The 20,844-nt window shown below is 69.2% G+C and carries 17 protein-coding genes and 5 tRNA genes; 14 read left to right on the forward strand and 8 right to left on the reverse strand.

The window, feature by feature from the left end:
* Nucleotides 1-85: 85 nt before the first annotated feature.
* From ABZX79_RS33350 to ABZX79_RS33360, 3 genes are all read left to right on the forward strand, one after another.
* Nucleotides 86-2,392: a polysaccharide lyase 8 family protein gene (locus tag ABZX79_RS33350; RefSeq protein WP_355266311.1), complete on the forward strand. Its 2,307-nt coding sequence runs from the start codon at nt 86-88 to the stop codon at nt 2,390-2,392.
* Between the two features lie 163 nt (nt 2,393-2,555).
* The gene (locus ABZX79_RS33355; protein ID WP_355266269.1) at nt 2,556-4,139 is read left to right on the forward strand and encodes an acyl-CoA carboxylase subunit beta; all 1,584 of its coding nucleotides are present in this window, start codon (nt 2,556-2,558) and stop codon (nt 4,137-4,139) included.
* Nucleotides 4,140-4,176: 37 nt separating this feature from the next.
* Complete coding sequence (locus ABZX79_RS33360; protein WP_215127176.1) at nt 4,177-4,368, forward strand: acyl-CoA carboxylase subunit epsilon; 192 nt, start codon at nt 4,177-4,179, stop codon at nt 4,366-4,368.
* A gap of 84 nt (nt 4,369-4,452) precedes the next feature.
* Here ABZX79_RS33360 and ABZX79_RS33365 read toward each other — a convergent pair whose 3' ends face one another.
* From ABZX79_RS33365 to ABZX79_RS33400, 8 genes are all read right to left on the reverse strand, one after another.
* Complete coding sequence (locus ABZX79_RS33365; protein ID WP_028813754.1) at nt 4,453-5,034, reverse strand: ATP/GTP-binding protein; 582 nt, start codon at nt 5,032-5,034, stop codon at nt 4,453-4,455.
* Nucleotides 5,015-5,572, reverse strand: a complete 558-nt coding sequence (locus ABZX79_RS33370) for a DUF742 domain-containing protein (protein ID WP_355266274.1) — start codon at nt 5,570-5,572, stop codon at nt 5,015-5,017. The genes ABZX79_RS33365 and ABZX79_RS33370 overlap by 20 nt, the downstream gene beginning before the upstream one ends.
* 93 nt (nt 5,573-5,665) lie before the next feature.
* Nucleotides 5,666-6,079, reverse strand: coding sequence for a roadblock/LC7 domain-containing protein (locus tag ABZX79_RS33375; protein ID WP_037649449.1), 414 nt, complete (start codon nt 6,077-6,079; stop codon nt 5,666-5,668).
* Nucleotides 6,080-6,089: 10 nt separating this feature from the next.
* On the reverse strand, nt 6,090-9,281 hold the full coding sequence (locus ABZX79_RS33380) for a nitrate- and nitrite sensing domain-containing protein (protein WP_355266277.1): 3,192 nt from the start codon (nt 9,279-9,281) through the stop codon (nt 6,090-6,092).
* Nucleotides 9,282-9,620: 339 nt separating this feature from the next.
* Entirely contained in the window at nt 9,621-10,202 is a 582-nt protein-coding gene (locus ABZX79_RS33385) for an ATP/GTP-binding protein (protein ID WP_214974999.1), read from the reverse strand.
* Nucleotides 10,183-10,590, reverse strand: coding sequence for a DUF742 domain-containing protein (locus ABZX79_RS33390; RefSeq protein WP_214975001.1), 408 nt, complete (start codon nt 10,588-10,590; stop codon nt 10,183-10,185). The genes ABZX79_RS33385 and ABZX79_RS33390 overlap by 20 nt, the downstream gene beginning before the upstream one ends.
* 117 nt (nt 10,591-10,707) lie before the next feature.
* Nucleotides 10,708-11,121 (reverse strand): roadblock/LC7 domain-containing protein, encoded by a 414-nt coding sequence (locus ABZX79_RS33395; RefSeq protein WP_037649408.1) that lies wholly within the window; start codon nt 11,119-11,121, stop codon nt 10,708-10,710.
* A gap of 9 nt (nt 11,122-11,130) precedes the next feature.
* A complete protein-coding gene (locus ABZX79_RS33400) occupies nt 11,131-14,853 on the reverse strand; it encodes a nitrate- and nitrite sensing domain-containing protein (protein WP_355266281.1) in 3,723 nt (1,240 codons plus the stop codon).
* Between the two features lie 602 nt (nt 14,854-15,455).
* On the opposite strand from ABZX79_RS33400, the gene ABZX79_RS33405 reads away from it, so the two are divergent.
* The 11 genes from ABZX79_RS33405 (at nt 15,456) to ABZX79_RS33455 (ending at nt 20,788) form a co-directional block, all read left to right on the forward strand.
* A complete protein-coding gene (locus ABZX79_RS33405) occupies nt 15,456-15,611 on the forward strand; it encodes a hypothetical protein (RefSeq protein WP_355266284.1) in 156 nt (51 codons plus the stop codon).
* 98 nt (nt 15,612-15,709) lie between these two features.
* Complete coding sequence (locus ABZX79_RS33410) at nt 15,710-16,498, forward strand: fumarylacetoacetate hydrolase family protein (RefSeq protein WP_355266287.1); 789 nt, start codon at nt 15,710-15,712, stop codon at nt 16,496-16,498.
* Nucleotides 16,491-17,966, forward strand: coding sequence for a glutamate--tRNA ligase (gene gltX, locus ABZX79_RS33415; protein ID WP_355266290.1), 1,476 nt, complete (start codon nt 16,491-16,493; stop codon nt 17,964-17,966). Before ABZX79_RS33410 ends, gltX begins: the two co-directional genes overlap by 8 nt.
* A gap of 68 nt (nt 17,967-18,034) precedes the next feature.
* The gene (locus ABZX79_RS33420; RefSeq protein WP_355266293.1) at nt 18,035-18,757 is read left to right on the forward strand and encodes an HAD family hydrolase; all 723 of its coding nucleotides are present in this window, start codon (nt 18,035-18,037) and stop codon (nt 18,755-18,757) included.
* Between the two features lie 87 nt (nt 18,758-18,844).
* A tRNA-Gln gene (locus ABZX79_RS33425) sits at nt 18,845-18,916 on the forward strand.
* 23 nt (nt 18,917-18,939) lie between these two features.
* Nucleotides 18,940-19,012, forward strand: a tRNA-Glu gene (locus ABZX79_RS33430).
* Between the two features lie 90 nt (nt 19,013-19,102).
* Nucleotides 19,103-19,175, forward strand: a tRNA-Glu gene (locus ABZX79_RS33435).
* Between the two features lie 30 nt (nt 19,176-19,205).
* A tRNA-Gln gene (locus ABZX79_RS33440) sits at nt 19,206-19,277 on the forward strand.
* A gap of 23 nt (nt 19,278-19,300) precedes the next feature.
* Nucleotides 19,301-19,373 (forward strand) — tRNA-Glu (locus ABZX79_RS33445).
* Nucleotides 19,374-19,488: 115 nt separating this feature from the next.
* The gene (locus ABZX79_RS33450) at nt 19,489-19,827 is read left to right on the forward strand and encodes an STAS domain-containing protein (RefSeq protein WP_355266296.1); all 339 of its coding nucleotides are present in this window, start codon (nt 19,489-19,491) and stop codon (nt 19,825-19,827) included.
* Nucleotides 19,817-20,788, forward strand: coding sequence for an MEDS domain-containing protein (locus ABZX79_RS33455; protein WP_355266299.1), 972 nt, complete (start codon nt 19,817-19,819; stop codon nt 20,786-20,788). The genes ABZX79_RS33450 and ABZX79_RS33455 overlap by 11 nt, the downstream gene beginning before the upstream one ends.
* Nucleotides 20,789-20,844 lie beyond the last annotated feature (56 nt).

The raw sequence follows: 20,844 nt of genomic DNA on the forward strand, positions 1-20,844 counted from the left end.
CCCGGAGGCCCCCGTGCCGCTCCCGACCGCCTGGTCCCGCCGTGTCTTCCTCGCCACCACCTCCGCCACCGCGCTCAGTCTCGCCCTGGCCGGGCAGGCCCAAGCCGCAGCCGGCGCAGGTACCGGCGCCGACGAATTCGACACCCTCCGCCTGCGCTGGGTCGAGCTCTCCCTCGGCACCGGATTCGACCCGGCCACCGAGCCCTACGCCTCGCGCCTCAAGGAGACCGGCCGCCTCGCCTCCGGCTTCCAGGCCGCAATGGCCCCGGCCGACACATCCCTTTGGCCGGGCTACAGCTTCGACCCGCCCGCCGGCATCACCCAGAGCTACAGCCGCCTGTGGACCATGACCCAGGCCTACCTCCAGCCCGGCACCGGCCTCACCACCGACGCCGCCCTCCTCGCCGACATCATCAAGGGCCTCGACCACCTCTCTGCCAAGATCTACAACCCCTCCACCACCCGCTACGGCAACTGGTGGGAGTGGCAGATCGGCAGCCCGCGCCTCCTCATGGACATCGTCGCCGCCCTCCACGACCGGCTCACCGAGGACCGGCGCCAGGCCGCCTGCGCCGCCGTCGACCACTTCATCCCCAACTCCGCACTGACCAACTACTCCGGCACGAGCACCGGCGCCAACCGCGTCGACCTTTGCCGCTCCGTCGCCCTGCGCGGGGTCCTCGGCCGCAGCCCGGCCAAAATCGCCCTCGCCCGCGACGCCCTCTCGCCCGTCTTCCCGTACGTCACCAAGGGCGACGGTCTGTACGCCGACGGCTCGTTCGTCCAGCACACCTGGGTCGCCTACTCCGGTACGTACGGCCAGGTCATGCTCGACGGGCTCGGCAGGCTCTTCACCCTCCTCGCCGGCTCCACCTGGGCCGTCACCGACCCGAACCGCCAGATCATCCTCGACTCCGTTGAGAACGCCTACGCGCCCCTCATCTACAACGGCCTGATGATGGACAGCGTCAACGGCCGTGCGATAAGCCGCGGTTACCTCAAGAGCGACGACCGCAAGGTCATGCGCAGCGACCACTTCCACGGCCAGGGGCTCATCGCCGCGATCCCGCTGCTCGCGGGCGGCGCGTCCGAAGCGGAACAGCGGCGCTGGACCGCCGTCGTCAAGGGCTGGATCGAGCGCGACTGTACGACGCCACTGCTCACCGCACCGCAATTCAACGTCGCCGACCTCTCCAGACTGCACGCTGTCGCCGCGTCGCCGGTGGCCGCCGCCCCCGAGCCCGTCGCGCACAAGCTCTTCGCGTCCATGGACCGGGCCGTGCACCGGCGCCCCGGCTGGGCGGTCGGCATCTCGATGGCCTCGGAGCGGATCTCGTACTACGAGTGCGGCAACGGCGAGAACCCGCGCGGCTGGCACACCGGAGCCGGAATGCTCTACTGGTGGCCGGGGGAGAAGGAGAACGACCAGTACACGAACTGGTTCTGGCCCACTGTCGACTTCTACCGCCTTCCCGGAACGACCGTGTCCACCAAGCGACTTGCCGACAAAGCAGGGGGCGAATGGGGTGCCCCCAAGCCCGCCACCAAGTGGGTCGGCGGCTGCACTGATGGGGAGTTCGCAGCCGTCGGGCAGCACCTCAAGGGCCTCGGCTCCACCCTCGAAGCCCGCAAGTCGTGGTTCTGCGTGGCCGATACGGTCGTCTGCCTCGGCGCCGGCATCACCTCCACCGACGGCGTACCCGCAGAGACGATCGTCGACAACCGCATGCTGGGTGCAAGCGGTACGAACCCGCTCACGATCGACGACGGCCACGCCGCCGCTCCCCGCTGGGCCCACCTCGAAGGACACGGCGGCTGGGTCTTCCCCGGGGCCGGCGGTACGGGGCTGAAGACTCTGCGCGAGGACCGCACCGGCTCCTGGAGCGACATCAACACCACCAGCACCACCGAACGGCAGACCCGCCGCTACCAGACCCTCTGGCTCGATCACGGCACCGACCCGGTCGACGCCGACTACGCCTACCTCCTGATGCCGGGCGCCTCCCGCCGCACCGTCGCCGCCCGCGCGGCCGACCGCGACTGGCTGCACATCCTCGCCAACACGCGCGCCGTCCAGGCCGTGGCGATCCACTCCCTCGGCATCACGGCCGCCAACTTCTGGCAGCCGGGCACGGTGGGCACGACCGGGCGCCTGACGGCGACGGCCCCGGCGAGTGTGCTGGTACGCAGGAAGCGGCGCACCGCGACCCTCACCGTCAGCGAGCCGACGCGCACCGGGCAGCCCCTGGAGGTCACCTGGGAGCACCGCGCCGTCCGCGTCATCTCAAAGGACCCTGGGGTCGAAGTGCTGTCCACCGGCCGTACGCTGAAACTGCGTGTCACGCCGGGTACCGCCGGGGCGAGCCACCGCTGTGAGGTGGCTCTCAGCTGAAGCCGCGCGTCCCCTTGTCGGACCCCCACAATCCGGGACGGCTCTGAGCTGGTGCTTAGGCTGCATGGCCGGACGGTTCTGTCCAGTGGTGACAGGAGAACGGGCCGGAGACTGTGAAGAGTCGACGGCCTGTTTTTCTTGTACTCCTTCGTAGGGTCAGTACATGACCGTTTTGGACGAGACGCCGCCCGAGCCCACCGACACCCGTGGCCGGGTGGCCGAGCTGCTCGCGCTGCGTGAGCAGGCCCGCCGCGGCCCCAGTGACCGGGCGACCGAAGCTCAGCACGCCAAGGGCAAGCTGACCGCCCGTGAGCGCATCGAGCTGCTGCTCGACCCGGGTACGTTCAAGGAGGTCGAGCAGCTGCGCCGGCACCGGGCGACCGGGTTCGGCCTGGAGGCCAAGAAGCCGTACACCGACGGTGTCATCACCGGCTGGGGCACGGTCGAAGGCCGCACGGTCTTTGTCTACGCACACGACTTCCGCATCTTCGGCGGCGCGCTGGGCGAGGCCCACGCCACCAAGATTCACAAGATCATGGACATGGCCATCTCGGCCGGTGCCCCGCTGGTCTCGCTCAACGACGGCGCCGGCGCCCGCATCCAGGAGGGCGTCTCGGCGCTCGCCGGTTACGGCGGCATCTTCCAGCGCAACACCCGCGCCTCCGGTGTCATCCCGCAGATCAGCGTGATGCTCGGCCCGTGCGCGGGCGGCGCGGCGTACAGCCCGGCCCTCACCGACTTCGTCTTCATGGTCCGCGAGACCTCGCAGATGTTCATCACCGGGCCGGACGTCGTCCGCGCGGTGACCGGTGAGGAAATCACCCAGAACGGGCTCGGCGGCGCCGACGTGCACGCCGAGACCTCGGGCGTCGCGCACTTCGCGTACGACGACGAGGAGACCTGCATCGCCGAGGTCCGCTACCTCATCTCGATGCTGCCCTCCAACAACCGTGAGAACCCGCCGACGGTCGAGTCCGAGGACCCCCAGGACCGGCGCTCCGAGGTGCTGCTCGACCTGGTGCCGGCCGACGGCAACCGCCCGTACGACATGCGCAAGGTCATCGAGGAGCTCGTCGACGACGGCGACTTCCTGGAGATCCACGAGCGCTGGGCCACCAACATCCTGTGCGCGCTGGCCCGCCTCGGCGGCCAGGTCGTCGGCATAGTCGCCAACCAGCCGCAGTCCCTGGCCGGTGTCCTCGACATCGAGGCCAGCGAGAAGGCCGCGCGCTTCGTGCAGATGTGCGACGCGTTCAACATCCCGATCGTCACTCTTCTGGACGTACCCGGCTTCCTGCCGGGCGTCGATCAGGAGCACGGTGGGATCATCCGCCACGGCGCGAAGCTGCTCTACGCGTACTGCAACGCGACCGTGCCGCGGATTTCGCTGATCCTGCGGAAGGCCTACGGAGGTGCGTACATCGTCATGGACTCCCAGTCCATCGGCGCCGACCTCACCTACGCCTGGCCCACCAACGAGATCGCGGTGATGGGCGCCGAAGGTGCCGCCAACGTCATCTTCCGCAAGCAGATCGCCGAGGCCGAGGACCCCGAGGCCATGCGCGCCCGCATGGTCAAGGAGTACAAGTCCGAGCTGATGCACCCCTATTACGCCGCCGAGCGCGGCCTGGTCGACGACGTCATCGACCCGGCCGAGACGCGCGAGGTGCTGATCGCCTCTCTCGCCATGCTCCGCAACAAGCACGCAGACCTGCCGTCGCGCAAGCACGGCAACCCCCCGCAGTAATCCTGCGAAGAAGACGAAGACGAGACGGAGAACCTCAATGAGCGAATCCTTGCTGCGGGTCGAGAAGGGCCACGCCGAGCCCGAGGAACTGGCCGCGATCACCGCGATCCTGATGGCCCGCGCCGCAGGCCGTCCGCAGGCCCCGGCCCACCACGGCCGCTCCACGGCCGGCTGGCGCCGCCTGGAGCGCACCCCCGGCTTCCGCGCCCCGCACAGCTGGCAGGGCTGAGCGGACAGCGCTTCAGCGCGTACGACGAAGGCCCCCGTCCACTCCTCGGAGTGGCGGGGGCCTTTCTCGTACCTACGACGACGCCTACCGCAGCCGCGCCATCAGCGCGTGCTCGACGAGCGTGATCAGCGCGCTCTTGGCGTCCGCGCGGTGGCGGGCGTCCGTGGTGAGGATCGGGGTGTCGGGGCCGATCTGCAGGGCCTCGCGCACCTCGTCCGGGTTGTACGGCTGGTGCCCGTCGAAGCCGTTGAGGGCGATGACGAACGGCAGACCGCTGTTCTCGAAGTAGTCGACGGCGGGGAAGCAGTCGGCGAGCCGCCTCGTGTCGACCAGGACGACGGCGCCGATCGCACCGCGCACGAGGTCGTCCCACATGAACCAGAAACGGTCCTGACCGGGCGTACCGAAGAGGTACAGGATCAGGTCCTGGTCCAGGGTGATACGGCCGAAGTCCATGGCCACCGTGGTGGTGGTCTTGTCTCCGGTGTGAGTGAGGTCGTCGATGCCCGCCGATGCGGACGTCATGACGGCCTCGGTGCGCAGCGGGTTGATCTCCGAGACGGCTCCGACGAACGTGGTCTTGCCCACGCCGAAGCCGCCCGCCACCACGATCTTCGCGGAGGTTGTGGAGCGGGCTGCTCCGCTGCTAGAGCTTGCGAAGTCCACTGAGCACCCTTTCGAGCAGTGTCACGTCTGGCTGACCGCCGGCGGACTCGTCGCCGCCGGGCTGGTGAATGGCTACAAGTCCGGCCTCTGCCAGGTCGGCGACGAGGATCCGGGCAACCCCGAGGGGGATGGTGAGAAGAGCCGAGATCTCGGCGACCGACTTGATCTCCCGGCACAGGTGGCAGATCCGCTGGTGCTCGGGCAGCTGCCCTTGCAGACGCGACGGGTCCGCCGTGGTACTGACCAGCGCCTCGATGGCGAGCTGATAGCGCGGCCTGGTGCGCCCACCGGTCATGGCGTACGGCCGGACCAGCGGGTTGTGATTCGGCTGCGAGGCGGCGGGCGCGGGGGCCCGCCGTGACTGCGCCGGCTGCTGCATTCGCTGCTGCGGCTGTCGCTGCTGCGGCGGCTGCTGCTCGTACGGCTGCGCGCGGCTCGGCGCGGAGGGGAAGTTGAACCTGTTCTGCGAGGTATCACCCTGATTCTGACCCTGGCCGTAAGGCCAGTTGGCCGAAGAACCGTCCGGGGGTGTTGCCACGTTTCCTCCTCCGACTGCCGGGCGCCACATTGCTGTTGGTGCCGCGTTCTCGAACATTAAAGCCCGCGGACACCAAAGCGCACTCTCTGATTGCTAGTTGAGAAGACTTCCTTGCAGCTCGGCGCGCAGGTCCGGGGTGAGGACACTGCCGGCCCGGTCCACCAGGAGAGCCATCTCGTAACCCACGAGGCCGATGTCGGCCTCCGGGTGGGCGAGTACGGCCAGCGAGGAGCCGTCCGAGATCGACATGAGGAAGAGGAAGCCGCGCTCCATCTCCACCACGGTCTGGTTGACCGCGCCGCCCTCGAAGATCCGGGACGCACCCGCCGTCAGCGAGGTCAGTCCGGAGGCCACCGCTGCCAGCTGGTCGGCGCGGTCCCGGGGGAAGCCTTCGGACATCGCCAGCAGGAGTCCGTCCGCGGAGACCACCACCGTGTGGGACACCCCGGGGGTGTTGTCCACGAAGTTGGTGATCAACCAGTTCAGATTCTGCGCCGCCTGGCTCATCGGGCTCACACTAACGCTCCTGGTTGTAGGTGTTGCCATGGCCACCGTTCTGATCGTAGGTGGCCGCCGTGTTCGTGTCCGTTCCCGCGTTACGACCCTGCTGGACACCGCGGCGCAGGTTGCTCAACCTGCCCCGTACGTCCTCGGGGGCGCGGGAGACCTGGGGGCCGCCCTGCGGGGTCTGCTCCGCGGTTCCCTCGACCAGGTTGGCCTTGGGTACCCGCCGGGGGAGACCGGAGGAGGTGACTCCGCCTGCCTTGGGCTCACGGAGCTTCTCCGCCCGCTGCCAGCGCTCGTCGTTCGACGAACGCCAGTCATCAGGCCCGTTCCCGTTTCCGTTCCCGTCCTGCTGCGGCGCGTCCTGCTGCGGCTGCGGGGCGGCGACCGGCTGCCGCGCCGCTTCCTGTCCGAAGGACTGCCCGGCCGACTCCCCACCGGGCTGCCAGTGCTGCTGGCCACCACGCCGCGGGAGGCCGGCGTCGGTCACCTCGGGGCCGGGGGCCGGGGCGGAACCCGGACGGTCGAAGCCTACGCGCTCCCGGTCGCTCGCGGGAGCGCCCGGCGCAGATTCCGCTTGCGACCCGAACTCCGGTTCGTACGCACCCTGGTAGGAGCTCTGGTCCCGCCAGGGCCCCTGGTCGGAGGTGGAATCGTAGGTGCCTTCGTACGTCGCCTGCGGCGCCGCCGGTTCCTGGTACTCGGCCTCCGGATACGTCTGGTACGCCGGGTAGTCGTCGTACCCGCCCTGGTCGTACGCCGGCTGCTGAGGCTGCTCGTACTGCTGCTGGGGGTCCTCGTACGACTGCTGCGGGTCGTCGTACGAAGCCTGCTGCCCCAGCTCGTCACGGAACAGCGGGCGGTCACCGCCGGCCTGCGCCTCCAGCTGCGCACGCCGCTCCTCGCGCATCAGCGAGCGGCCGACCGGGTCGAGCTGCTGGTCGTCGCCCTCGTCGCTGTACGCCGAGTCGTCGAAGCCCAGCTCGGCCGCGGTGCGCATCGGAGCGCTCTCGTACGACTGCTGCTCGGGAATGATCGAGGAGACCGTGAAGTCGTCGTGCGGCAGCGGCTCGCCACCGCCACCGTGCGTGATGGCGTCGGGAAGCATGACCAGCGACGTGGTGCCGGCCTGCTCGCCCGAGGGACGCAGCTGGACGCGGATGCTGTGCCGGTCCGCCAGGCGGCCGACCACGAACAGACCCATGCGCTGCGATACGGCGGCGTCCACGGTCGGCGGGTTCGCCAGCTTGTGGTTGATGTCCGCGAAGTCCTCGGCGGTGAGGCCGATGCCCTTGTCGTGGATCTCGACCATGACGCGGCCGTCCGGGAGACGGGTCGCGGTGACGCGCACCTTCGTCTGCGGCGACGAGAAGGTGGTGGCGTTCTCCAGCAGCTCGGCCAGCAGGTGCACGAGGTCGGTCACGGCCTGGCCGTGAATCTCCGACTCCGGTACGCCGGTGAGCTCGATGCGCTCGTACATCTCCACCTCGGAAGAGGCGGCGCGCAGCACGTCGACCAGCGGAACCGGCTGGTTCCAGCGGCGGCCCGGCTCCTCGCCGGCGAGGACCAGGAGGTTCTCGCCGTTGCGGCGCATACGGGTCGCGAGGTGGTCCAGCTTGAAGAGGTTCTCCAGCTGGTCCGGGTCGGCCTCGTTGTTCTCGAGGTCGGTGATCAGCGTCAGCTGGCCCTCGATGAGGGACTGGTTGCGGCGCGAGAGGTTGGTGAAGATCGCGTTGACGTTGCCACGGAGCATGGCCTGCTCGGCGGCGAGCCGGACGGCCTCGCGGTGCACCTGGTCGAAGGCGCGGGCGACCTCGCCGATCTCGTCGTGCGACGTGATCGGGATCGGCTCGACACGGGTGTCGACGCGGCCCGGCTCCGTACGGGAAAGCTGGTCGACCAGCATCGGCAGGCGCTGCTCGGCGATGCCGAAGGCGGCGGTGCGCAGCTGGCGCATGGCGTTACTCATCTGGCGGGCCATCATGCCCGCGAGGATGACCGAGGCGAGCAGCGCGATGACGACGATCAGACCGTTGGTGATGGCGGCGGTCTTGGCGTCGGAGGAGATCGTCGCGGCCTCTTGCACGGCCTTGTCGACGAGGTTGTTCTCGATCTCGCTGTAGCCGTCGAACTTGGCGGTCGAGGCCGCCATCCACACCTCGGGCGTGACGCCCTTCTGCTTCAGCGCGGAGGGATTGCCCTGGCCGATCTCCGCGGCCATGCCGTCCAGGATCGAACCGCCCTTGCTCGGCGGAGGCACAAAGGGAACGCCGGCCTGGTCGGCCTGCTGCTTGGCGGCGGCGAGCTTCTTGGCTCCGTCCTCCGCCTTGCCCTTCATGATGCGCTTGAGCTCGTTGACGTCCTCCTCCGTACCACCGGAGCGGAACTCGGCGAGGGCGATCTGCTCCAGGTAGTTGTACGAGTTGAAGGCGACCGTCTGCTGCGCGAGCTTGGCCGGGTCGGCGCTCGGGCGGATCAGGAGGTGCATGCCGATGGAGCGCTGGAGCGACGCGGCGGCCTTGGCGAGCTGGACGGCGTAGACGGTACGGCCGTAGGCGGTGATGTTGCCGGTGCCCAGGCCGAGCTCGTTCGACAGCTCCATCAGCGAGTGCTGGATCTGGACGTAGCCCTCTTCGGTCTTCACCGGGTCGAGGGCCTTGCTGTACGCGGCCTTGCGGAGCGCGGCGAGCTTGGGCTCCTCGTCGGCGAAGAGGCCGAGACGGCGCTCAAGACCCTGCCCCTCGGGGAGGTCCTTGGTGGCTTCCTCGAACTTCTTCGCGGCCTCGTCGGTCATGGCGTACGCCTGGGTGACCTCGGAGCTCGTGCGCTTGCCCTGGAGGAGCGGGGCGGCGGTCAGGTCACGCTCGTTGAGGAGCGCCTGGCCGTACTCCGAAGCGGCGCGGATGAGCACCGCGGTCTTCTCGGCGTCCTGCGCTTCCTGCCAGGTGTCGACAGAGCCCTTCACCTGGAAGCCGCCCATGACGAGGCCGACCAGCACGGGTATGAGAAGGATGGCGTTCAGCCTGGTGGGTACACGCCAGTTGCGCGGCGAAAAGCGGCTGCTGCTGCCACTGCCCTTGCCACCGCTGTTCGCCGGGGCGGCCGCGGCGGGCGAGGTCGCGTGCGACGTCGCTGTGCGCGGCGGCGGGGTGAAGTTGCCCCGCGCGCCCTGCTGCTGTGCGGAGCTCGTCTTGCTACGCCTCACTCGACCAACAACCTCTCGGCGCCGGCACCTACGTTGTGCCGTTTTTTCGTTCAGGGCCGTACTACTCGGGAGTTCGACGAATTCCAGCACGTCAACGGGCTGCGTTCCAAACAGCAGGAACCGGCCATTCCGAGTGGTGTAAGCCTCAGATAAAACGGTCAAATAGAGCGAGCCACGCCAAATGGCGAGGCCAATGTGAGCGCAGCGGCACCGCGCGAACGCGTGCGGTGGCCGTGGCGGAGTAATTCTCTGTCGAAACGTTATGAACAGAGGGGCGGAGAGTGTCGAAGGACACAGTCCGCCCCTTAGCCCGCTACGACAACTGCCGTATGCGAGGGACTACTTGAGACGTGCCATCAGTGCGTGCTCCACGAGCGTGATCAAACCGCTCTTGGCGTCCGCCCGGTGGCGCGCGTCGGTGGTGATGATCGGGGTGCCGGGGCCGATCTGCAGGGCCTCGCGCACCTCGTCGGGGGTGTACGGCTGGTGCCCCTCGAAGCCGTTGAGGGCGATGACGAAGGGCAGCCCGCTGTTCTCGAAGTAGTCGACCGCCGGGAAGCAGTCGGCCAGACGCCGGGTGTCCACCAGGACGACGGCGCCGATCGCGCCGCGTACCAGGTCGTCCCACATGAACCAGAAACGGTCCTGACCGGGCGTACCGAAGAGGTACAGGATCAGGTCCTGGTCCAGGGTGATGCGGCCGAAGTCCATGGCGACGGTCGTCGTCGTCTTGCCACCGGTGTGCGTGAGGTCGTCGATACCGGCGCTCGCGCTGGTCATGACGGCCTCGGTGCGCAGCGGGTCGATCTCCGAGACGGCGCCCACGAACGTCGTCTTGCCGACGCCGAAGCCGCCCGCCACCACGATCTTCGCGGAGGTGGTGGAACGGGCCGTTCCGCCGCTAGAGCTTCCGAAGTCCACTGAGCACCCTTTCCAGCAGCGTTACGTCCGGCGTGCCGCCGGCCTCTCCATTGCCCGGCTGGTGGATAGCCACCATGCCGGCCTCCGCCAGGTCGGCGACAAGGATGCGCGCGACACCGAGCGGCATCGACAGCAGCGCCGAAACCTCGGCCACCGACTTGACCTCGCGGCACAGGTGGCAGATCCGCTGGTGCTCTGGCAGCAGCGAGGACAGGTGCGCCGGGTCGGCGGTCGTGCTGACCAGCGCTTCGATGGCGAGCTGGTAGCGCGGCCGGGTCCGGCCGCCGGTCATCGCGTACGGACGTACCAGCGGCTGGTCGCCCTCGTGGTCGTACGACGCGTCGAGGCGCGCTCCGTACGGATCACGAGAGGCGGGGGGCGGGGTCATGGATCGATCCTCCGGGCATGACAGCAGTGGATAGGGCCTGCCGTCTGACGGGGCCGGGGTGGGGGGCTTCTGCGCGGCCTGACGGTTTGTTTCTCGGCAATACCTGAGGTGCGCGGCCTAGTGGAGAAGGCTGCCCTGGAGCTCCGCACGGAGGTCCGGGGTGAGTACGCTGCCGGCCCGGTCGACCAGCAGCGCCATCTCGTAACCGACGAGGCCGATGTCGCAGTCGGGGTGTGCGAGCACGGCGAGGGAGGAGCCGTCGGAAACGGACATGAGGAAGAGGAAACCGCGCTCCATCTCGACGACGGTCTGGGTCACAGCCCCGCCCTCGAAAATCCGGGAAGCCCCCGCGGTCAGCGAGGTCAGGCCGGAGGCCACGGCCGCCAGCTGGTCGGCACGGTCCCGGGGGAAGCCTTCGGACATCGCCAGAAGGAGTCCATCGGCGGAGACCACCACCGTGTGGGACACCCCTGGGGTGTTGTCCACGAAGTTGGTGATCAACCAGTTCAGGTTCTGGGCCGCCTGGCTCATCGGACTCAACTAACGCTCCTGCTGGTGAGAGGGGTCAATGTTGAAACTCCCGGTCGTTGAGCCGTTGTTGCCGGCCTGGCGACCTTGCTGGATACCCCGACGAAGATTGGTCAGCCGGCCGCGTACGTCATCTGGCGCACGCGAAACCTGCGGACCGGTCTGGTGGTTCTGCTGCTGCGCTGTACCCGGCACCAGATTGGCACGGGGGACGCGACGCGGCAGACCCGAGGTCGTGACACCGCCGGCTGCGGGCTTTTTGACCCGCTCGGCCTGCCGTACGAGTTCGTCGTTCGGCGAGGTGCGCCAGGCGGCGCCGTTGGTGGCGTTCGTACCGTTGGTGGTGCTGCTCGCGGCACCCGTGTCACGCGCCTGGGCACGCTGCGGCATTGGAGGGGTGGCGGCAGGCGCGGCAGGTGACTGCTGCGCGGGCCGCCCGGACTGCTGGTGGGGCTGCTGGGGCTGCTGCGGTGCGGCGGGCGCCTGCTGCTCGGCGGCCTGCTGCTGGAACCAGTTCGACTCAAGCGTGTCGAACAGCGGCGTACGTCCGTCACCGGCACCCGGAGCCGGCGGCAGCTCGTGCTGCTGCTGCGGCGGCTGCGGAGGGTTCTGGGGGTTCCGGCCGTTGTCGCGACCGTGCCTGCGCGGCGCCGGGGGGAGGGCCTGCGGTCCGTCATGGGCCTGACCGGCCTGACCGGCCTGGCCGGCCTGGCCGTCCTGGGGACGGGACTGGCCGGGGCGCCGTGCGTGGCCTTGGCCCTGGACCGGCCCGCCGTACGCGCCGGCCGGGTTGGCCTGCTGCGGGGCGTTGAAGTCCGGCCGGGGGAGCTGCGCGGTGGACGCGGGGTCCAGCGGGCCGGGGAGCTCGGGCCGCTGGTACTGACCGGTCGAACCGCTGCCCTGCGGAGCGTTGCCCTGCGGACCGCGCTGGCCGGGGCGCTCGTACTGCCCGGTGGCCGCCGGTCCCACGGGACCGCGTACGTCGGAACGCTCGAACACACCCGTGGAGGCGGGCGGCGGGGCGGGCGCGTCGAAGTCGGGCCGCTGGAACTCGGCGGTGGCGCCGATTCCCTGCTGCCGGGAGGCCGTGTCCGCCTCTTCGTGACCGCGCGGCTGGTCGTTGCCCCAGCTGGTGGTCTGCGGACGCGCCGGACGCTGCGCGGCGGGGTTGGAGCCGGGCAGCTCGGCGCGAGCGCCGCCACCGCGGGGCGGCTGCTGCTGCGGACGGCCCTGGTCGCCCTGGGCGGGGCCGTTCTTCTGGAAGGCATTGGGGCGTACGTCGGAACGCTCACGGTTCCCGGCCTGCCGACCGCCGCCGCCTCCGAAGGCACCGCCGAGCCCGCCGCCCTGACCGGAGCCGGGCTGCTGGCCCTGGCCCTGAGCCGGGCCCCCGTCACGTCCGGGCAGCGCCGCACGCTGACCCGAGCCCGCGACCTGGCCGCGCGCGCCGCCGGAACCGGCGGGCAGCCGTCCCGCCGGAGCGGGGCCGGCGCCGACCGCACCGGAACCGGCCTGCTGACGGGCGCCGGGACCGGAAGGAACCTGCGGCTGCGCGGCCGCACCGGTCCTCTCCGGAGCCTTCTTGCCGCCCTGGGCGACGTCGACGGGCAGCATGACCAGCGCGGTCGTACCACCGGAGTCGGAGGGACGCAGCTGGATACGGATGCCGTGTCGCAGGGACAGGCGGCCGACCACGAACAGACCCATGCGGCGCGAGACCGAGACGTCCACGGTGGGCGGCGAGGCGAGCCGCTCGTTGATCGCCGCGAGGTCTTCTGGTGACAGGCCGATACCGGTGTCGTGGATCTCGACCAGCACGCGCCCGTCGGGCAGCGCGTGACCGGTGACGCGGACCTTGGTCTGCGGAGAGGAGAAGGAGGTCGCGTTCTCGAGCAGCTCGGCGAGCAGGTGCACGAGGTCGTTGACGACGCGGCCGGCGACCTCGGTGCCCGGCACCGAGGAAAGCTCGATGCGCTCGTACTGCTCCACCTCGGACGCGGCGGCACGCAGTACGTCGACGAGCGGCACGGGGCGGGTCCAGCGACGGCCGGGCTCTTCACCGGCGAGAACGAGCAGGTTCTCACCGTTACGGCGCATGCGGGTCGCGAGGTGGTCGAGCTTGAAGAGCGAGGACAGCTGGTCGGGGTCGGCCTCGCGCGACTCCAGCTCGGAGATGAGCGAGAGCTGACGCTGGATAAGACCCTGCGAACGCCGCGACAGGTTGGTGAACATCGCGTTGACGTTGCCTCGCAGCAGCGCCTGCTCGGCGGCCAGTCGGACCGCCTCACGGTGCACGTCGTCGAAGGCCGCGGCCACCTGGCCGATCTCGTCGCGCGAGTGCACACCGACGGACTCCACGGACGTGTCGACGTCCTGCGGGTCGGCCTCGGAGAGCTGCTTGACGAGCTCGGGGAGGCGGTCCTGGGCGACCCGGGTCGCGGTGTCCTGGAGGCGGCGCAGCGAGCGGATCATGGAGCGGGCCACGACGAACGCGCCGACGAGCGAGACGCCGAGGACGAGCAGGATCAGTACACCGTTGAGGATGGCGTCCTGCTGCGACTCGTTGCGCAGCTCACGGGCCTTCTGCTCCATCTCGTTGAGGAGCGTGGCCTCGATCCGCTTCATCGCGTTGATCTTGGTGGTGCTGGCGTCGGTCCAGTCCATGTACGAGCGCTCGGGCTCGGACTTGAGCCGGCCCGGCGTCGACAGCACCCGGTGCGCGTACTTGTCGGCGGCGTCGATCGTGGGGCTGCCGGTCTCCAGCGTGGCGGTCAGGTCCTCGTTGTCGCCCACGTAGACCTGGTCGAACGACTTGAGCGCCGCGTCCTCGCTCTCCATCGCGGACCTGGCGTAGAGGCGGTCGTTCTCGGTGAGCTTGCCAGGCTCGCGGTTGTTCGCCGGCAGCGAGGCGGCGATGATCGCGCGCTGGATGGAGGCGTACTCCTTGGCGGAGGAGAACGCGGACAGGGCACGCGTGCGCTTGATCATCTCCGGGTTGGAGGTGGCCTGCGCCATGTCCTGGGAGAGGCTCAGCAGCGAGTTGATCAGCTGGCTGTAGTTGTTGACCGTCTGCGAGTTGGTCGTCTTCTTCTCGTACGCGCCTTCACGGATCTGGCGAATCGAGTTCAGCCGGGACGCGATCTGGTAGAGGCTCGACCTGATGCTCAGCAGGCTCTCGTCATCGCCCGGGTCGATGTTCTGCGTACCGGCGATGAACGCGTTCTTGGCCCGGTCGGTCTTCTCCCGGGGGCCCTTGACCTTGAAGTCGGCCGGGCTGGTGCCGTTGGCGAGCGGACCGGCCGACTTGTCGCGCTCCTCCTGGAGCGCGAGGGCGAGCTCGGTCGCCTGCTTGGTCATGTCGGTCAGCAGCTGCATGTGCTCCAGCTGCTCCATGTCGTTCATGGACTCGTTGATACGCAGCCCGCCGAGGGTGGTCGCCGCGACCACGGGCAGGGCCAGCAGGGAGACCAGACGGGTGCTGATGCGCCAGTTGCGCAGGGCTATTCGTGAGCCCGTGGAAGTGGGCTCCTTGGCTCTGGCGGGAGTCGCCTGCTCGCCGCCGCCCTTGACCCCGGTGCGCACGGCACGATCGCCGCCGCCGTCGCCGGCCGTGGCCGGCGCTGTGTTTCCGGCGTGTTGGGCGCGCTGGGCGTGCTGGGGCGAGGATCCGCGGTCTGTGCCGCGCGGCTCCTGCTCCGCCGCAGCGCTGCCATCCCTCTTGAAACGTCCCTGCACTAGCGTCGCAACCTCTGGACCAGGCGTTCCCCCGCGTAAACGGCGGAACGGTGTCGAGTCGTGGGGCACCGAGCGGCCCCATGGGTGGTCGTGAGTGACCGGCGCTTCTCCCCTTCCCGCCGCCACTCGGCGCTGCGTTGCGCCCTGCGCGCCGGCTGGAATCTCGCGGCGGTCCGGGGAATTCCAGCACAGTGCCGGATCTCCAACAAGGCCCGCGTGTCGGGTCGTGACCTGAGTGACACCGCGTGAGTGCCGAGTAACCAGGAGTAGAAGGTGTTCATGGTTAAAAGGGGCATAAGGCGACGAGTCACTTAGGGGCGGGGGGTGTCCCAGTCCTGATGATCAGGAGCGGAATGATGGGTTCAATGGCGCAATGTCCGTTTCCTGGACCCGCGCACGCCGCCCGGAATGGTCGATATGCCCGCCATCTCGTGAGGAAACTCACACAGTGTTCTTGCGGGCTTCACATCTTTGGCGGGGAATCGGGTGTTTAGCCTGACGCTTTGCAGAGATGGCGAATCCGACAACACCGCGCCCAAGCGGCGCCCGAACCGAACAGGCCCGAACACCAGATGAAGACCGCGACGACGACCACGTTGAAGATGCGCAGCACCGCCAATCCCCGCCGCACCACGCTGGCGCACCTCGAGGACGCCGCGGACCTGTTGCTGGCGGAGCGCCCGGAGCACCCCGTCGACCTCCCCACCGAGACCGCCAACCCGCGCCGCACCATCCTCATGGAAGCCCCCGCCGCGTAGCCGGGCACGGCGCCAATACGGCAGGTCGGGGCCCTCGGCCGCGTTAGCCTGGAGCGTCAGTCTCCAGCCAGCCAGCAAGTAAGGGGCGGCAGCATCCCGTGCGCATCGCCAGGTTCTCCATCGACGGCAATGTCGCCTTCGGCGCGGTTGAGGGTCCCAGCGCCCCAGGCGCAGAGGCAGACCTCGTCCTCGACATCATCAAGGGCATTCCGTACGCCGACTTCGAGCTCTCCGGCGTCAAGGTCCCGCTGAGCAAGGTCCGCCTCCTGCCGCCCGTGCTCCCCAGCAAGGTCGTGGCCGTCGGCCGCAACTACGCCGAGCACGCGGCGGAACTGGGCAATGAGGTCCCCGACGTACCCCTCACCTTCTTCAAGCCGTCCACCTCGGTGACCGGCCCGGGCGACGACATCGCGTACCCCTCCTTCTCCAACGAGGTGCACCACGAGGCCGAACTGGCCGTGGTCATCGGCCGCATGTGCCGCGAGGTCCCGCGCGAGCGCGTCAAAGACGTCATCTTCGGCTACACCTGCGCCAACGACGTCACCGCACGCGATGTCCAGCAGCGCGAGAAGCAGTGGGCCAGGGCCAAGGGCTTCGACACCTCGTGCCCGCTCGGCCCCTGGGTGGAGACCGCCCTCGACCCCTCCGACCTCGCCATCCAGTGCACGGTCAACGGCGAACAGCGCCAGCTGGGGCGTACGAGCGACATGGTCCGCTCCGTCGAGGACCTGATCGTCCACATCTCCGAGGCCATGACGCTGCTCCCGGGCGACGTCATCCTCACGGGGACCCCGGCCGGAGTCGGACCCCTGAACGTCGGCGACGAAGTCGCCGTCACCATCGAAGGCATCGGCACTCTCACCAACAAGGTGATCAAGCGTGGCTAGCGCACCCGTACGTGTACGTTTCTGTCCCTCGCCGACCGGCAACCCCCACGTGGGCCTGGTCCGCACCGCCCTGTTCAACTGGGCGTTCGCCCGGCACAACGGCGGCACGATGGTCTTCCGCATCGAGGACACCGACGCCGCCCGCGACTCCGAGGAGTCGTACCACCAGCTGCTCGACTCGCTGCGCTGGCTGGGCCTCGACTGGGACGAGGGTCCCGAGGTCGGCGGCCCACACGGCCCGTACCGCCAGTCGCAGCGGATGGACATCTACCAGGACGTCGCCCAGAAGCTGATGGCGGGCGGTTACGCGTACGAGTGCTTCTGCACCGCCCTTGAGCTGGAGGTACGCCGCGACGCAGCCCGCGCCGCCGGCAAGCCGTCGGGCTACGACGGCACGTGCCGCAACCTCAGCGAAGACCGCGTCGCCCGCTACAAGTCGGAAGGCCGCGAAGCCATCGTGCGCTTCCGGATGCCCGACGAGCCGATCACCTTCACGGACGTGGTCCGCGGCGAGCTGACCTTCAACCCGGACAACGTCCCGGACTACGGCATCGTCCGCGCCAACGGCGCCCCGCTCTACACGCTCGTCAACCCGGTCGACGACGCGCTGATGGAGATCACCCACGTGCTGCGCGGCGAGGACCTGCTGTCCTCCACCCCGCGCCAGATCGCCCTGTACAAGGCGCTGATCGAGCTGGGCATCGCCAAGGAGATCCCGCAGTTCGGGCACCTCCCGTACGTCATGGGCGAGGGCAACAAGAAGCTCTCCAAGCGCGACCCCGAGGCGTCCCTCAACCTCTACCGCGAGCGCGGCTTCCTCCCCGAGGGCCTGCTGAACTACCTCTCCCTCCTCGGCTGGTCCATCGCGGAGGACCGCGACATCTTCACGATCGAGGAGATGGTGGCGGCCTTCGACATCAAGGACGTCAACGCGAACCCGGCGCGCTTCGACCTGAAGAAGTGCGAGCACATCAACGCCGAGCACCTGCGCAAGCTCTCGGTCGAGGACTTCACCGCGGCCTGCGAGCCGTGGCTGAAGGCGCCGTACGCCAACTGGAAGCCGGAGGCCTTCGACCGCGCGGCCTTCGAGCGGATCGCCCCGCACGCCCAGACCCGCGTGACGGTCCTCTCCGACATCACGGCCAACGTCGACTTCCTGTTCCTCGACGAGCCGGTCGAGGACGAGGCGTCCTGGGCGAAGGCGATGAAGGGCGAGCCGGTCCCCCTCCTCACCACGGCCCGCGCCAACCTGGAAGCGGCCGACTGGACCAGCCCGGAGTCCCTCAAGGAGGCCGTCCTGGCCGCCGGCGAGGCCCACGGCCTGAAGCTCGGCAAGGCCCAGGCCCCGGTCCGCGTGGCGGTCACCGGCCGCACGGTGGGCCTCCCGCTCTTCGAGTCCCTGGAAATCCTGGGCAAGGACAAGACGCTCGCCCGCATCGACGCGGCCCTGGCCAAGCTCATCGCCTAGTCGCGCCCGTACGCACGAAAGGCCCGGAAGCCGCACCGGCTTCCGGGCCTTTCCCGTACCGTCGGATCATGCCGATCCGTGCCGTGGTGTGGGACATCGACGACACCATCTTCGACTACGCGAGCGCCGACACCGCCGGCATGCGTGATCATCTCGCGGCCGAGGGCCTGCTCAACGGGTACGAGTCCGTCGACCTGGCCCTGGACCACTGGCGCGAGACGACCGCTCTCCACTGGGCGCGGTTCGCCGCCGGGGAAGTGACCTTCGAGGAGCAACGGCGCGACCGGGTGCGGTCCTTTCTCGGTACGCCGCTGCTGAGCGACGACGCGGCGGACGAGTGGTTCACGCGGTACGTCGCCCACTACGAGGCCGCGTGGAAGCTGTTCCCCGACGCCGTCCCGGCGCTGGACGTCCTGGGGGCGGACTACCGCCACGCCGTGCTGTCGAATTCCAGCGTCCACAATCAGGACCGCAAGCTGCGCGTCCTCGGCGTGCGGAGCCGTTTCGAGGCACTGCTGTGCGCCGCCGAGCTGGGCTTCTCCAAGCCCGCCGCCGAGGCCTTCCACGCCGCCTGCGAGGCGCTCGCGCTGCCCCCGCACGAGGTCGCGTACGTCGGTGACCAGCCCGACATCGACGCCAGGGGCGCCGACGAAGCCGGTCTCGTAGGGATCTGGCTCGACCGCGGCGGCCTCGGCGGCCGTCCGGAGCTCGTCCGGATCACCGGGCTTGAGCAGCTACCTGGGCTGTTGCGGGCCGATACCCGTTTTGGAGCGCCGTCCACCTTCGGGTAATGTTCTTTCTGCGCCGCCCGAGAGGGCCGAAAGGTCCGGCCGGGAAGCGCAAGCCAAACAAGCCCCCATCAGGGGGTTGTGTTTTGGTGGGCTATGGTGTAATTGGCAGCACGAGGGTTTCTGGTTCCCTTAGTCTAGGTTCGAGTCCTGGTAGCCCAGCTCGCAGAGCTTTTTCTGCACAGGCCCCCGTTGTGTAGCGGCCTAGCACGCCGCCCTCTCAAGGCGGTAGCGCCGGTTCGAATCCGGTCGGGGGTACAGATCCTTTCTTTCCATCGCCTTCGGGTCGCTCCCGGATGCGGTGCTGAAGTCACCATGCGACTACCGTCGCGTGGAAGGATCGCTAGGGCCCCCGTTGTGTAGCGGCCTAGCACGCCGCCCTCTCAAGGCGGTAGCGCCGGTTCGAATCCGGTCGGGGGTACAGGTTGGGACCGATTGGTCTAAACCATTTTGGGCTATGGTGTAATTGGCAGCACGAGGGTTTCTGGTTCCCTTAGTCTAGGTTCGAGTCCTGGTAGCCCAGCTCGCAGAGCTCATATCTGCAAGGCCCCCGTTGTGTAGCGGCCTAGCACGCCGCCCTCTCAAGGCGGTAGCGCCGGTTCGAATCCGGTCGGGGGTACGTACGAGAAGAAGAAGGCCTTCCGCACTGCGCGGGGGGCCTTCTTGCATGGCCAAAGCACTACGCTGGGCCGCGTATCGAAGCCTTCGCATCCGTCCGCTGAGGAGCGCCGAAGTTGGAACCCCTCGTACACACCGCGGAGTTACGCGTAATCCGCACCTACCGGCCGGACGGACTCCGTGTCGAAGGTGTCGTGGACGCACACGGGCACCAGCACCTCCGTACCGCCCTGGAGGCGGTCGAGCAGACAGCCGGAGATGTCCAACTCGACTTGTCCGCGCTGGAGTTCCTGGACCTCGGCGGGCTGCGGCTGCTGATGACTTTCGCCCGATCGCGCGCCGCGGGAAGCCAGGTGGAGCTGGTGGGTCTCGCTCCGCACCTGCGTGAAGTGATCTCACTGGTCGGCTGGGACGAGACCCCCGGCCTGCGGCTGGGAGCCAACCATGTCAACTGACAGCGGCCTGAACGGTGCGGGCTTCGTCCATCACGCCTCCCTGTACGACGGAGACGAGGCGTTCCTCGCGATGGCTCTCCCCTTCGCCGAGGAGGGACTGGACGCGGGGGAGCCGGTGCTCGCCGCGACCACGCCCGCCAACATCGAACTGCTCCGCGACGCCCTCGGTGCGCGGGCCCACGGCCTCGACACGGCGGAGACGGCCTACTTCGGCCGCAGGCCGGTGGAGCGCGTCTCGTCGTTCCTGCGGTACGTGAAACGCCGCGAGGTACCGGGGCGGCGGACGCGGATCATCGCCGAGCCGCTGTGGGCCGGCAAATCCGCCCGCCAGATCGCGGAGTGGAAGCGCATGGAGTCCGGGCTGAACGTGCTGCTCGCGGACGCCGACGTCTGGATGATCTGCCCGTACGACACCAGGACGGTCCCCGAGGACGTCGCGGCGGCCGCCCGCGCCACCCACCCCGCTCATGTGGTCGGGGCGAAGATCCTGCCCTGTGCCGCGTACGTCGATCCGGATGCGTACGCCGCGGCGGCCGACGCCCCACTGCTGCCGCCGCCGCTGGGCGCCGACCGGCTGGACGGTCCGGCCACACCTGCTGCCGTACGCGCTTTCGTGCGGGGCAGCGCGGCTGCGGCCGGCCTTTCGGGGGCGCGTCTCGCGATGGCCGAGATCGTCGCCAACGAGGCGCTGACCTGCCTGCTCGACCGCGGCGCGACGGGGGCGCAGGTGTGCGCCTGGGAAGAGCCCGGCATCGTCGCCTGGGACCTGCTGGCCACCGGCCCGGCCACCTCGGCTCCGGCGGCCTGGGCGGGATTCGCACCGCCCGGTGAGCGGGCCGACCCGTTCGACGGTCTGTGGCTGATGCGCAGCCTCTGCGAATCGGTGGAGATCCGGATGGTGGACGGCAGGATGCGGCTGCGCTTGCGGTACGGGGGGAAGGGCAACGCGGAGCGCCTCTGAGCCGGCCCTGCGGGCGTGTCCTCAATCGCCGGACGGGCTCCTTTGGAGCCCGTCCG

Origin of the sequence: Streptomyces sp. NPDC002994 (genome assembly GCF_040611155.1) — a bacterium.
Taxonomy (GTDB): Bacteria; Actinomycetota; Actinomycetes; order Streptomycetales; family Streptomycetaceae; genus Streptomyces.

Excerpts from the sequence above, each read along its gene's own strand:
- ABZX79_RS33355 (WP_355266269.1), top strand. The coding sequence starts at position 2,556 with ATGACCGTTTTGGACGAGACGCCGCCCGAGCCCACCGACACCCGTGGC.
- ABZX79_RS33360 (WP_215127176.1), top strand. The coding sequence starts at position 4,177 with ATGAGCGAATCCTTGCTGCGGGTCGAGAAGGGCCACGCCGAGCCCGAG.
- ABZX79_RS33375 (WP_037649449.1), bottom strand. The coding sequence starts at position 6,079 with ATGAGCCAGGCGGCGCAGAATCTGAACTGGTTGATCACCAACTTCGTG.
- ABZX79_RS33390 (WP_214975001.1), bottom strand. The coding sequence starts at position 10,590 with ATGACCCCGCCCCCCGCCTCTCGTGATCCGTACGGAGCGCGCCTCGAC.
- ABZX79_RS33395 (WP_037649408.1), bottom strand. The coding sequence starts at position 11,121 with ATGAGCCAGGCGGCCCAGAACCTGAACTGGTTGATCACCAACTTCGTG.
- ABZX79_RS33405 (WP_355266284.1), top strand. The coding sequence starts at position 15,456 with ATGCGCAGCACCGCCAATCCCCGCCGCACCACGCTGGCGCACCTCGAG.
- ABZX79_RS33420 (WP_355266293.1), top strand. The coding sequence starts at position 18,035 with ATGCCGATCCGTGCCGTGGTGTGGGACATCGACGACACCATCTTCGAC.
- ABZX79_RS33455 (WP_355266299.1), top strand. The coding sequence starts at position 19,817 with ATGTCAACTGACAGCGGCCTGAACGGTGCGGGCTTCGTCCATCACGCC.